The organism is Streptomyces sp. NPDC059785 (assembly GCF_042732375.1).
Lineage (GTDB): Bacteria > Actinomycetota > Actinomycetes > Streptomycetales > Streptomycetaceae > Streptomyces.
In genome coordinates this window covers 172,655-185,081 of the sequence record NZ_JBHWHV010000005.1, presented here as the reverse complement: position 1 = coordinate 185,081, position 12,427 = coordinate 172,655, and the positions used below count along the sequence as shown (strand labels likewise).

The 12,427-nt window shown below is 70.2% G+C and carries 9 protein-coding genes; 4 read left to right on the top strand and 5 right to left on the bottom strand.

Annotated elements, in window-relative coordinates; translation table 11 throughout:
* Positions 1 to 185 precede the first annotated feature (185 nt).
* Positions 186 to 1,256, bottom strand: coding sequence for a sugar ABC transporter substrate-binding protein (locus ACFV6E_RS05745; RefSeq protein ID WP_385162205.1), 1,071 nt, complete (start codon positions 1,254 to 1,256; stop codon positions 186 to 188).
* A 376-nt stretch (positions 1,257 to 1,632) separates the two neighbouring features.
* Here ACFV6E_RS05745 and ACFV6E_RS05740 point away from each other — a divergent pair, with 376 nt between their 5' ends.
* On the top strand, positions 1,633 to 2,136 hold the full coding sequence (locus ACFV6E_RS05740; protein ID WP_385459560.1) for a hypothetical protein: 504 nt from the start codon (positions 1,633 to 1,635) through the stop codon (positions 2,134 to 2,136).
* 112 nt (positions 2,137 to 2,248) lie between these two features.
* Here the strand turns inward: ACFV6E_RS05740 and ACFV6E_RS05735 are convergent, their stop codons facing one another.
* Genes ACFV6E_RS05735 through dnaK form a run of 4 tightly spaced genes read right to left on the bottom strand, consistent with a single transcriptional unit; the run spans position 2,249 to position 6,436 of the window.
* Positions 2,249 to 2,701: a heat shock protein transcriptional repressor HspR gene (locus ACFV6E_RS05735; protein ID WP_385162170.1), complete on the bottom strand. Its 453-nt coding sequence runs from the start codon at positions 2,699 to 2,701 to the stop codon at positions 2,249 to 2,251.
* A 7-nt stretch (positions 2,702 to 2,708) separates the two neighbouring features.
* The gene (gene dnaJ / locus ACFV6E_RS05730; RefSeq protein WP_385162172.1) at positions 2,709 to 3,896 is read right to left on the bottom strand and encodes a molecular chaperone DnaJ; all 1,188 of its coding nucleotides are present in this window, start codon (positions 3,894 to 3,896) and stop codon (positions 2,709 to 2,711) included.
* Positions 3,897 to 3,929: 33 nt separating this feature from the next.
* Entirely contained in the window at positions 3,930 to 4,583 is a 654-nt protein-coding gene (gene grpE / locus ACFV6E_RS05725) for a nucleotide exchange factor GrpE (RefSeq protein ID WP_385162174.1), read from the bottom strand.
* Complete coding sequence (gene dnaK / locus ACFV6E_RS05720) at positions 4,580 to 6,436, bottom strand: molecular chaperone DnaK (protein ID WP_385162176.1); 1,857 nt, start codon at positions 6,434 to 6,436, stop codon at positions 4,580 to 4,582. Before dnaK ends, grpE begins: the two co-directional genes overlap by 4 nt.
* A gap of 425 nt (positions 6,437 to 6,861) precedes the next feature.
* On the opposite strand from dnaK, the gene ACFV6E_RS05715 reads away from it, so the two are divergent.
* From ACFV6E_RS05715 to ACFV6E_RS05705, 3 genes are all read left to right on the top strand, one after another.
* Positions 6,862 to 9,168 (top strand): (Fe-S)-binding protein, encoded by a 2,307-nt coding sequence (locus ACFV6E_RS05715; RefSeq protein WP_385162178.1) that lies wholly within the window; start codon positions 6,862 to 6,864, stop codon positions 9,166 to 9,168.
* Between the two features lie 74 nt (positions 9,169 to 9,242).
* A complete protein-coding gene (locus ACFV6E_RS05710) occupies positions 9,243 to 10,721 on the top strand; it encodes an FG-GAP repeat domain-containing protein (protein WP_385459558.1) in 1,479 nt (492 codons plus the stop codon).
* Positions 10,722 to 10,926: 205 nt separating this feature from the next.
* Positions 10,927 to 12,408: a VCBS repeat-containing protein gene (locus ACFV6E_RS05705; protein WP_385459556.1), complete on the top strand. Its 1,482-nt coding sequence runs from the start codon at positions 10,927 to 10,929 to the stop codon at positions 12,406 to 12,408.
* Positions 12,409 to 12,427: the final 19 nt, after the last annotated feature.

Sequence of the window (12,427 nt, the reverse complement as noted above, 5' to 3'; positions counted from 1 at the left end):
CGCCCAGGGAGCGCACTCGGGCAGAGCGCGCGCCGTCCGACTTGGGCCCGCGCCGGCGCAACCGGTGAACTCGGCTCCGGTTGGCCGAAACTCCACTGTCGTCGCCCGGCCGGCGCATGGCGGACACCCGGGCGCGGGCGCGCCGCGCGAAGCCGCCGTCGCGCCCTGCTCGCGCCCCGCCTTCGCTACTTGAGTCCCGCCTTCGAGCACGCCGACGCGTACTTGGCCGTGCAGATCTGCTTGACCGTGTAGATGCCGTCCTTGACGACCGTCTCCTCGATGTTCTTGTCGGTGAGGGCGACCACGGGGACGAGCTGGGCGGGGATCTTCTTGTCCGTGGGGCTGTCGACGGTGTCGCGGGTCAGCGCGTCGAACTCGATCGAGCGGCCCTGGACCTTCGAGACGGCCATCTCGGCGGCGGCGCTGGCCTCCTGCGGGTACGACTTGTACACGCTCATGAACTGGTCGCCCGTGAGGATGCGCTGCACGGCCTCCAGCTCGGCGTCCTGCCCGGTGACCGGCGGGATCTTGGTGGCGCCGGTCTCCTTGAGCGCCTCGATGACGGCGCCCGCCATGCCGTCGTTCGCGGAGTAGACACCGGCGATGTTGTCCAGACCGAGGGCGCTGATCGCCTGCTCCATGTTGGTCTTGGCGTTCTCCGGCTTCCAGTCCTTGGTGTCGAACCGCTTGGCGATGTCCACCTTGCCCTCGAGCTCCGAGAGCGCCCCGGACTTGAACTCGGCGGCGTTCGGGTCGGTGGGCGAGCCGTTCATCATCACGATCTGGCTGGTGGCGGCGTTCTCCCCCAGCGCCTCCACCAGGGCCCGGCCCTGCACCTCGCCGACCAGCTCGTTGTCGAAGGAGACGTACGCGTCGATCGGCCCCTGCGCCAGGCGGTCGTACGCGATCACGGGGATCCCCGCGGCCTTGGCCTTCTTCACCCCGGAGGCGATGGCCGCGGAGTCCACCGCGTCCACCAGGAGCACGTCGACCTTGTCGGTGATCATCTGCTCGAGCTGGCTCTTCTGCTTCGTGGCGCTCTGCCCGGCGTTCGCGTAGTCGACCGTGCCCTGGTCGCCGGTCAGCTCGGCGACCTTCTCCTTGATGATGGGGTAGTCGAACTTCTCGTAGCGGGAGTTCTCCTTCTCCGGGAGGAGCAGACCCACCGTGATGTCGTTGCCCTTCGTGGGGCTGGCGGAGCCGCCGTCCCCGCCGATCCCGTCCACGACGCCACACGCGGTGAGGGAGACGGCCATGGCGGAAGCACCCACGGCTACGGCGGTACGACGTATACGAGAACGGGTCTTCACTTCATGCGCCTTCCGGACGAGGGTGCAGCATTGCGCCCCAGGTGGCTGAAAGCCAACGCCGCGACGTACCGCAGCGTCAAGGAGTAACCACTTAACGAGATGGCAACGGACTCCTGTGAGCAGATTGTGAAGGTTGCAGCCCACCGAGGCCACTGTTCGGGCGCACTCTCTTCACCTCGGTGAATACCCCTGCACACAAACGGAAGTGACGGTTCGTCACCCTCCGTGGCCACTTGCCGGGCCCCCGCACCCCGTGCGACTCTGTCCCCTCACCTCGTTTTTCGAACGTGTGTTCCCTTTATGGGAGAGGGGAGGGCGCCGGATGAGCGGCGTACGGGCGGCGGGCGACACGGTGCGGATCGGTTCGCTGATCCGCCGATTCCCGGATCTCGTCGAGGCGTTGACGCCCGCGCGGCCGCATGTCTCGGACGCCTTGCGCGACATCACCGACGGCGTCACCGAACTGGAGGAGGCTGTGCGCGAGCGGCTCGGCCTGCGGCCCGTGGCACCCGCCCCGGTGCCGGTGCGGCTGCGCCGGATCGCGGGCCTCCTCGAGCGGATCGCGGGAGATCCGGTGCTGGCCGCCCACGTCGAGGACGAGACCCGGCGGATGGCCGCGCGGTGCGCCCGTGCGCTCGGCGACCCCGAGCGGCTGGTACGGCTGCCGGGCCGCTGCCCGCACTGCGGATCACCGTCCCTGCGCGCCTTCCCCGAACGGGCCGAGGTCCGCTGCGTGGACCCGGAGTGCGGCGCGGTCCTGGCGGACGCACCGGACGCACCGGACGCACCGGACGCACCATCAGCCGCCGGACCCCCTCCCCCGTGACCTTCGGGGCAGGCATGCCGGACGAGCCGCACGCACCCGGCCCCCCGGGCACGCGAAAGGGGCCGGGAGGTCACGCCTCCCGGCCCCTTCGCCCGCTTTTCGCCGGACCCCGCTACTCGGACGACCGCTTCGGCCGCCACACCACCAGCGCGCTGGTCTGCTGGACGTCCTGGTACGGCACCAGGTCCCGCCGGTACGAGGCGTGCACCGCGGCCTCGCGCTGCCGCATCGCCGCCGCCGCGCCCTCCACCGCCGACTGAAGCTCGGCGACGCGGGACTGCAACGCCGCGACCTGGTTCTCCAGCTCGATGATCCGCTTGATGCCCGCCAGGTTGATGCCCTCGTCCTGCGACAACTGCTGCACCGTACGCAGCAGTTCGATGTCGCGGGCCGAGTAGCGCCGGCCCCGGCCCGCGGTACGGTCGGGCGAGACCAGGCCCAGGCGGTCGTACTGACGCAGGGTCTGCGGATGCAGGCCCGAGAGCTGGGCCGCCACCGAGATGACGTAGACCGGCGTCTCTTCGGTCAGTTCGTACGGATTGCGTCGACGGCCGGTTGCGTCCATGGCGTCCTCATGCTCCCTTCGCGGCCTGGAAAAGCTCCGCCCGCGGATCGTCGTCCGCGGTCGCCTCGCGATACGCCTCCAGCGCGTCGCGAGCCTTGCCCGAAACATCCCTCGGGACCGCCACCTCGACGGTGACCAGCAGGTCCCCGCGGGTGCCGTCCTTGCGCACCGCGCCCTTGCCCCGGGCCCGCATGGTGCGGCCGTTGGGCGTGCCGGGCGGCAGCTTCAGCGTGACCGGCGGCCCGCCGAGGGTGGGCACCCGCACCTCGCCGCCGAGCGCCGCCTCCGTGAAGGTGACGGGCACCGTGACGGTGAGATTGTCGCCCTTGCGCCCGAACACCGGGTGCTCGCCGACGTGGACCACGACGTACAGGTCACCGGCCGGGCCGCCGCGCTCGCCCGGGGCGCCCTTGCCACGCAGCCGGATCCGCTGCCCGTCGCTGACGCCTGCCGGGATGCGGACCTGCATCGTGCGCGAGGACTTGGCGCGCCCGCTGCCCTTGCAGACCTCGCAGGGGTGCTCCGCGATCAGGCCGCGGCCCTTGCAGTCCGGGCAGGGGTCGGTGAGCGAGAAGCCGCCGCCCGAACCCCGGGCCACCTGTCCGGTGCCGACGCACGTCGGGCACACCCGGGGCGTGCCGTTCGCGTCGCCGGTGCCCGAACAGGCCTTGCACGCCGCCTGCGAGGTCATCCGCAGCGGTACGGTCGCACCGTCCACGGCCTCGGTGAAGCTGAGCGTGACCTCGGTGTCGATGTCCTGGCCCCGGCGCGGCTGGGTACGCGCGCCCGCGCCCGCGCCGCCGCGGTTGAACAGGCCCCCGAAGACGTCGCCGATGCCCCCGCCGAAGCCGCCCTGTCCCTGGGCCCCGCCCTGGGCGCCGCCTCCGAAGAGGTCGCCCAGGTCGAAGTTGAAGGAACCGCCGCCGCCCGCTCCCGGACCCGGGCGGAAGCCCCCGTTGCCGAAGAGGGCGCGGGCCTCGTCGTACTCCTTGCGCTTCTTGGGGTCGCCGAGGATGTCGTTCGCCTCGGAGATCTCCTTGAAGCGCTCCTCCGCCTTGGCGTTGCCCTTGTTGGCGTCCGGGTGGTACTCGCGGGCGAGCTTCCGGTACGCCTTCTTGATCTCGGCCTCGGTGGCGTCCTTGGGGACGCCGAGAACCTTGTAGAAGTCCTTCTCGATGAAGTCCTTGGTGCTCATCCCCGACGTCCCTCCTCTCTCGTGCGTGCGACGTCAGCCCTCGTCCGGGCCACCGCTCTCCTTGTCGTCGGCCGCCTCGGTCTCCTCGCCCTTGACCGTCTGCGCGCCGGGCTGCGGCTCGGCGACGGCCACCCGCGCGGGGCGGATGGTGCGCTCGCCGAAGCGATACCCCGGCTGCAGAATCGCCACGCACGTGGTCTCGGTGACGTCCGGCGCGTAGCTGTGCATCAGGGCTTCGTGGATCGTCGGGTCGAAGGGCTCGCCCTCCTTGCCGAACTGCTGGAGGCCCATCTTCGCCGCGACGGACTCCAGCGACTCGGCCACCGACTTGAAGCCGCCGACCAGTTCGCCGTGGTCCCGCGCCCGGCCGATGTCGTCGAGCACGGGCAGGAGCTCGGACAGGAGGTTCGCCACGGCGATCTCCTTGACCGCGATCCGGTCCCGCTCGACCCGGCGGCGGTAGTTCTGGTACTCCGCCTGGAGGCGCTGGAGGTCCGCCGTGCGCTCGCCGAGCGCCGTACGCACCTGGTCCAGCTGGGCCGTCAGACCGGCCGTCTGCGCAGCCGTGTCCCCGGCCGGGGCCGCCCCCTCCGAGGAGGGGGAGGCGGCCTGCGGCTCGGCGTCGTCAGGGGTGGCGCCGGAGGGGACGTCAGGCTTCTCGTCGAAACCCGGGGTCTCCTCCGTCACGCGGCACCGTCCTTGCGGTCGCGGTCCTCGTCGACGATCTCGGCGTCGACCACGTCGTCGTCGGCCTTGGCCTGCTCGGCGCCCGGGGCGCCCTCGGCGCCGCCGGCGGCCTGCGCGGCCTGGGCGTCGGCGTACATGGCCTGGCCCAGCTTCTGCGAGACGGCGGCCACCTTCTCCGTCGCCGTACGGATCTCGGCCGTGTCCTCGCCCTTGAGCGCGGCCTTCAGCTCCTCGATGCCGCCCTCGACCTCGGTCTTGACGTCGCCGGGGACCTTGTCCTCGTTGTCCTTGAGGAACTTCTCCGTCTGGTAGACGAGCTGCTCGCCCTGGTTGCGGGTCTCGGCGGCCTCGCGGCGGGCGTGGTCCTCCTCCGCGTACTTCTCGGCCTCCTGGCGCATCCGGTCGACCTCGTCCTTCGGCAGCGAGGAGCCGCCGGTGACGGTCATCTTCTGCTCCTTGCCCGTGCCCAGGTCCTTCGCGGTCACGTGCATGATGCCGTTGGCGTCGATGTCGAAGGAGACCTCGATCTGCGGGACACCGCGCGGGGCCGGCGGCAGACCGGTCAGCTCGAACATCCCGAGCTTCTTGTTGTACGCCGCGATCTCGCGCTCGCCCTGGTAGACCTGGATCTGCACGGAGGGCTGGTTGTCCTCGGCGGTGGTGAAGATCTCGGACCGCTTGGTCGGGATCGTCGTGTTCCGCTCGATGAGCTTCGTCATGATGCCGCCCTTGGTCTCGATACCGAGGGACAGCGGGGTGACGTCGAGCAGCAGGACGTCCTTGACCTCGCCCTTGAGGACACCGGCCTGGAGCGAGGCGCCGATGGCGACGACCTCGTCCGGGTTGACGCCCTTGTTGGCCTCCTTGCCGCCGGTCAGCTCGCGGACGAGCTCGGCGACGGCGGGCATCCGGGTCGAACCGCCGACGAGAACGACGTGGTCGATCTCGGACAGCTGGATGCCGGCGTCCTTGATGACGTTGTGGAACGGCGTCTTGCAGCGCTCCAGGAGATCGGCCGTGAGCTGCTGGAACTGGGCGCGCGTGAGCTTCTCGTCCAGGTGCAGCGGGCCCTCGGCGGAGGCCGTGATGTAGGGCAGGTTGATCGAGGTCTCGGTGGACGAGGACAGCTCGATCTTGGCCTTCTCGGCGGCCTCGCGGAGGCGCTGGAGGGCCATCTTGTCCTTGGAGAGGTCCACGCCGTGGCCGCTCTGGAACTGCTTGACCAGGTAGTCGACGACGCGCTGGTCCCAGTCGTCACCACCGAGGTGGTTGTCACCGTTGGTGGCCTTCACCTCGACGACGCCGTCACCGATCTCCAGGAGGGACACGTCGAAGGTGCCGCCGCCGAGGTCGAAGACGAGGATCGTCTGGTCGTCCTTGTCGAGGCCGTACGCCAGGGCGGCGGCGGTCGGCTCGTTCACGATGCGCAGGACGTTCAGGCCCGCGATCTCGCCGGCCTCCTTCGTCGCCTGGCGCTCGGAGTCGTTGAAGTACGCCGGGACGGTGATGACCGCGTCCGCGACCTTCTCACCCAGGTACGCCTCGGCGTCGCGCTTCAGCTTCTGCAGGATGAACGCGCTCATCTGCTGCGGGTTGAAGTGCTTCCCGTCGAGCTCGATCTGCCAGTCCGTACCCATGTGACGCTTCACGGACCGAATCGTCCGGTCCACGTTCGTGACCGCCTGGCGCTTGGCGACCTCGCCGACGAGCACCTCACCGTTCTTGGCGAAGGCGACGACGGACGGCGTGGTCCTGGCGCCCTCGGCGTTGGTGATGACGGTGGGCTCGCCGCCCTCCAGAACGCTGACGACGGAGTTAGTCGTGCCCAGGTCGATGCCGACCGCACGTGCCATGTCAATTCCTCCAGCTGACTTGAGTGGAACGGACTCAAGTGTGCATCACGTCCGCCACGCGGTCAACAGAGCTGAGTCGAGGCGACTCAAGTCTTATCCGTTCCTTACGCGCAATGCGCCGATGACCTGTGATTTCATGGCCTGGCCCCTGGGCCCGCCGCCACCATGCGTACCCGCCGGTCGCCCAAATATGGGCGAAAGCCGCGATGTGGTGGATGCGGCACGAATAATGCGAAGAGTAGCGGTACGGCAACGCCTCGCCATGAGGCAACCCTCAGCGACGCAGATCACCGCCCTCCTGGCTACAGTGCGGCGCTAGAAGTGGGTAGTCTCAGACGGACTGCATAAGTTACCGCTTAGTAATCGGCTGAACGTCTCGCACAGCCCAAGCCGAAGTTCACCTCGCAGGCCCGAGGAGCCCCCAAATGCAACTCGCCGCGATCGTCGTGTCGCTGGTGCTGACCGTGGTCGGCGTTGCGCTGCTCGCGCGCGCCATCGGCCAGTTCGTCCGGTATTTCAAGCTCGGCCAGCCCGTACCGGCCGGCAGTCGGACCGACAACCCCTATCAGCGCAGCGTGACCCTGGTCAGGGAGTTCCTCGGTCACACGCGGATGAACCGGTGGGGCATCGTCGGCTTCGCGCACTGGTTCGTGGCCGTCGGCTTCCTGACCCTGCCGCCGACCCTGGCCCAGGCGTTCGGCCAGCTCTTCAAGGCCGACTGGGTGCTGCCGGTCATCGGCGACTTCCTGCCGTTCGAGATGTACACCGAGTTCATCGGCGTGATGACCGTCCTCGGCATCGCCGTACTGATCGTGATCCGGCTGCTGAGCCTGCCGTCGCGGCCGGGCCGCAAGTCCCGCTTCGCGGGCTCCAAGGCGGGCCAGGCGTACTTCGTCGAGTACGTCATCCTCACCATCGGCCTGGCCATCTACGTGCTGCGCGGCCTGGAGGGCGCCCTCCACCACGTCGACTCCTACGACGCCTCGTACTTCGCGTCGTACCCCCTGGTCCTGGCCTTCAAGGGGCTCGGCGTCACCACCCTCCAGAACCTGGTCTACCTGGTCGCGATGGTCAAGATCGGCACCTCGTTCATCTGGATGATCGTGGTCTCGCTCAACACCAACATGGGTGTGGCCTGGCACCGGTTCCTGGCGTTCCCGAACATCTGGTTCAAGCGGAACGCGACCGGCGGGACGGCGCTCGGCGCCCTCCAGCCGATGACGTCCGGCGGCGAGCCGATCGACTTCACCGACCCCGGCGAGGACGACGTCTTCGGTGTCTCGCAGGTCGAGCAGTTCTCCTGGAAGGGCCTGCTCGACTTCTCCACCTGCACCGAGTGCGGCCGCTGCCAGTCGCAGTGCCCGGCCTGGAACACCGGCAAGCCGCTGTCCCCGAAGCTCCTCATCATGTCGCTGCGGGACCACGCCCACGCCAAGGCCCCGTACCTGCTGGCGGGCGGCGGCAAGTCCATGGAGGGCGAGGAGAAGGCGAGCGAGGAGCAGCTCAAGGACGTCCCGGCCGCCGCCCTCGCCGAGGCCGAGCGCCCGCTGATCGGCACCCTCGAAGAGAACGGCGTCATCGACCCCGACGTCCTGTGGTCCTGCACCACCTGCGGCGCCTGTGTCGAGCAGTGCCCGGTGGACATCGAGCACGTCGACCACATCGTCGACATGCGCCGCTACCAGGTGATGATCGAGAGCGCCTTCCCCTCGGAGGCCGGGACGATGCTCAAGAACCTGGAGAAGAAGGGCAACCCCTGGGGCCTGGCCAAGAAGCAGCGCCTGGAGTGGACGAAGGAAGTCGACTTCGAGGTGCCGGTGGTCGGCAAGGACATCGAGGACCTGACCGAGGTCGAGTACCTGTACTGGGTCGGCTGCGCGGGCGCCCTTGAGGACCGGGCGAAGAAGACCACCAAGGCCTTCGCCGAGCTGCTGCACATGGCGGGCGTGAAGTTCGCGATCATGGGCGGCGACGAGAAGTGCACCGGTGACTCCGCCCGCCGCCTCGGCAACGAGCCCCTGTTCCAGGAGCTCGGCATGGAGAACGTCATGTCCCTCAACGCCGCGTTCGGCGAGGAGATGGACGACGACGGCAAGGTGACGCCGGAGTCGGCGAAGCCCAAGTCGGCGAAGAAGATCGTCGCCACCTGCCCGCACTGCCTCAACACCCTCGGCAACGAGTACCCGCAGCTCGGCGGCGACTACGAGGTCATCCACCACACCCAGCTGCTCCAGCACCTCATCGACGAGGGCAAGCTGATCCCGGTGACCCCCGTCGAGGGCCTGATCACCTACCACGACCCGTGCTACCTGGGCCGCCACAACAAGATCTACACACCCCCGCGCGAGATCATCGGCAGGGTCCCGGGTCTGCGCAACGAGGAGATGCACCGCCACAAGGAGCGCGGCTTCTGCTGTGGCGCGGGCGGCGCGCGGATGTGGATGGAGGAGCGGATCGGCAAGCGCATCAACAACGAGCGCGTGGATGAGGCCCTGTCCCTCAACCCGGACATCGTCTCCACCGCCTGCCCGTTCTGCCTCGTCATGCTGACCGACTCGGTCAACGGCAAGAAGGCTGCATCTGAAAGCGGCTCCGCCGCGGGCGTCAAGGCGAAGGAGTCCATCCAGGTCGTGGACGTCGCCCAGCTCCTGCTGGACTCGGTCAGGACGCCCGTCGACCCGGCCGGCGAGGCCGAGAGCGAGGACGCGCCGGAGCCCGAGCCCGTCAAGTGACGGCCCCATAACGAAGTACCCGACGACACCCCATCTCCCTGGCCCGGCCCGGGGACATGGGGTGTCGTCGTCCCATGACAGTCACGGGTACACGAGAAACCGGGGTGCGGGGGCGCGGCGCGGCGATCACGGCGACGGCCGCCGTACTGCTCCTCGCGGTCACCGGGTGCACGTCCGACGAGCCGGCCGACGCCACCGCCCGCCCGGCCGCGGGCAAGCGTTCCGCGCACCCCGGCCCCGGCGACTTCAACGGCGACGGCTACGACGACTACGCGGGCGTGATCGCGTCGCGGTCCAAGGACGGTGCGAAGACCGCCGCGACGCTGGTCGTCGTCTACGGCTCGCGTACGGGCCTCGACCCCCGTACGGCGCGGCGGACGTCCGCCGGGACCGGGAACGGCGCGTCGTTCACCTCCCCGCTGCTCCGTACCGATCTCGACGGGGACGGGTTCACCGACCTGGTGGCCGCCCGCGGCACCGGCGGGCGGACACGGGAGACCTTCGCGCTGTTCGGCGGCGCCCGCGGCCTCGGCGCCGCCCGGCGCCTCGACGTCCCCGACGGCTTCCGCCCGCTGGCCGCCGCCGACTTCGACGGCGACGGTTCCGCGGACCTGCTCGACGGCGGCAGCGGCGGCTCGGGCGATCCCGCCGCGTCGGCGCCCGCCGGTGACGGACTGCTGCTGTACGGGCCGCTGACACGCGCCGGGAAGCCGAAGCGGCAGACCGCGCTCGACCTCGGTCAGAGCGGGTACGCCGCCCCCGCGTCGGCCACCACCGGCGACTTCGACTCCGACGGGCGCGCCGAGGTGGTGTTCACATACTCCTTCGACGCCGAGGAGGACGAGAGCGCGCCCGACGACCTGCACGCGATGGGCTACTACGAGGGCGGCGACGAGGGTCTGGTGCGCGACACCCGCGCGGAGGCGGCCGTCGCGGACGCCACCGGCGTCGAGGGCGGACCCCGTACCCCGGCCGCGGGTGACGCGGACGGCGACGGCGTCACCGACCTGCTGGTGCCCACCCGGCTCGACACGGCCCCCGCGGACTCGGCAGGCGGCGCCCTGACGGTCCTCTACGGCGCGAGGTCCGGTCTCGGCACCGGCCGCGAGCGGACCGTGATCGGCGGCACGGACGCCGCCGACCGGCGCCGCTACGACTTCGGTACGGCGCCCGCCGTCGGCGACGTGACCGGCGACGGGCACCCCGACATCGTCGTGAACACCCCGGATTTCCGGCGCCACGACGGCAAGGTGACGCTGCTGCCCGGCGGGCCGGACGGGGCTCAGTCCACCGACGGCGAGCAGTCGGTCGACGCGGCGACCGACGGCCTGCCCGGCACCCCGAACCCGTACTACTGGAACGCCTTCGACCACCAGCCGCCGCTGCTGGACGTCGACGGCGACGGGCACGCGGACGCGGTCGTCTTCGGGCCGCTGTACGAGAAGCGCAAGGGCGCGTTCCTGGTGCTGCGCGGCGCGGACTCCGGTTTCGCCGTGAAGCGGACGCAGCTCTTCACGCCGGACGACGTGGGGGTGCCGCTGCGGCTGTCCTGAGCCGGGGCACCCGGCGTTCACCGGTGTCCCGTCTTTCACAGAACTTCTGTCAGTTCACGTACAACCCTGCACCCCCGTCGTCGGTCTCCTGTTCGCCGACCGCCCCGTTACGCCCGGGAGAACTCCGGGCGAACGCGGGCGCGACGTACACCATTTGACGCGGACGCCCGCCAGGCGTCCCCCGCATGCCGCAGGAGAATCCCGCATGCACAAGCACTTGCGACTCGCCCTCGCGACGGCCGCCGCGGCCACGCTGACGGGCGGACTGCTCACCTTCACGGCCGGTACGGCGCTGGCCGCCGACTCGGCCACGGTCCCGCAGGCCGACTTCAACGGCGACGGCGTGGGCGACGTCGCCTTCTCCGCCTCCGGCGCCTACGTGAACGGCCTGAAGGCGGCAGGACAGGTCGTCGCCCTCTACGGCACGACGACCGGCGTGTCCTCCGCCCAGCGCACCGTGCTCAGCCAGAACAGCGCGGGCGTCCCGGGCAGCTCCGAGGCCGGGGACGGCTTCGGAGCCGAGACCGCGTACGCCGACTTCAACGGCGACGGATACGACGACCTCGCCGTCTCGGCCGCCTGGGAGAAGGTCGGCTCCGACGTCAACGGCGGCACCGTGGCCGTGCTCTGGGGCTCCGCCTCGGGCCTGACCGGCAAGGCCGTCACCATCCCCGACCCGGCCGTGTCCTCGCACGACTACTGGGGCCGCACCCTCGCCGCCGGTGACTTCGACGGCGACGGCAAGGCCGACCTGGCCGTCGGCAACTCCTCCAGCACGATCTACGTCTACCGGGGCGGCATCACCTCCGCCGGCGCGGCGGGCATCGTCCGTTCCACGCTCAAGCCCCCGATCCAGTCCGGCGGTACGACGGGCGGTCCGCGCAACCTCACGGCGGGCGACGTCAATGGCGACGGCCGTACGGACCTGGTGGTCGACGGCTTCGAGACCGAGACCGACTACGGCTGGAACACCAACTACTGGGTGCCGGGCACCGCGAGCGGTCTGAACGTGTCCTCCGCGAAGACCCTCAGGCCGGGCATCATCACCGCCATCGGCGACGTGAACGGCGACGGCTTCGCCGACGTCGTCTCGGGCGCGTTCTGGGACAACGAGACGCTGGAGGACGGCACGCCCGTCCCGTACTCCGCCAAGGGCGGAAAGGTGCAGGTCACCTACGGTTCGGCGAGCGGCCCCGGTGCCACCGACGGCATCACGCAGGACACCAGCGGCGTGCCCGGCGGCTCGGAGAAGGAGGACTACTTCGGCTACGAGCTGGACATGGGCGACGTCAACGGTGACGGCTACCAGGATCTGATCGTCGGCGCGGCGGGCGAAGACCTCGACGGGGTGAAGAACACCGGCGCGGTCACCGTCATCTACGGTTCGGCGGACGGCGTGGTCGGCACGTCCGGCGCGCAGTTCTTCGCGCAGTCCACCGCGGGCGTCCCCGGCAGCGACGAGACGGACGACAACCTCGGCGCCGAGGTCAAGCTCGACGACGTCAATGGTGACGGCCGGGCGGACCTGCTGGCGGGCTCGTACGAGAACGCCGGGAACGGCTCGGTCCTCTACCTCCCGTCCGACGGCACGAAGATCACCACCACCGGCTCCCGCTCGATCTCCCCGAGCGCGACGGGCGTCGCGACGACGGGCACGCCGGCCTTCGGCGTGAACTTCGCGGACTGATCACCTCCCCCCTCCCCAC

Bases quoted from the DNA above. Each gene is read 5' to 3' on its own strand.
- dnaK (WP_385162176.1), bottom strand. From the start codon at position 6,436: ATGGCACGTGCGGTCGGCATCGACCTGGGCACGACTAACTCCGTCGTC.
- ACFV6E_RS05735 (WP_385162170.1), bottom strand. From the start codon at position 2,701: ATGGACGCAACCGGCCGTCGACGCAATCCGTACGAACTGACCGAAGAG.
- ACFV6E_RS05740 (WP_385459560.1), top strand. From the start codon at position 1,633: ATGAGCGGCGTACGGGCGGCGGGCGACACGGTGCGGATCGGTTCGCTG.
- ACFV6E_RS05745 (WP_385162205.1), bottom strand. From the start codon at position 1,256: ATGGCCGTCTCCCTCACCGCGTGTGGCGTCGTGGACGGGATCGGCGGG.
- ACFV6E_RS05715 (WP_385162178.1), top strand. From the start codon at position 6,862: ATGCAACTCGCCGCGATCGTCGTGTCGCTGGTGCTGACCGTGGTCGGC.
- ACFV6E_RS05710 (WP_385459558.1), top strand. From the start codon at position 9,243: ATGACAGTCACGGGTACACGAGAAACCGGGGTGCGGGGGCGCGGCGCG.
- ACFV6E_RS05705 (WP_385459556.1), top strand. From the start codon at position 10,927: ATGCACAAGCACTTGCGACTCGCCCTCGCGACGGCCGCCGCGGCCACG.
- dnaJ (WP_385162172.1), bottom strand. From the start codon at position 3,896: ATGAGCACCAAGGACTTCATCGAGAAGGACTTCTACAAGGTTCTCGGC.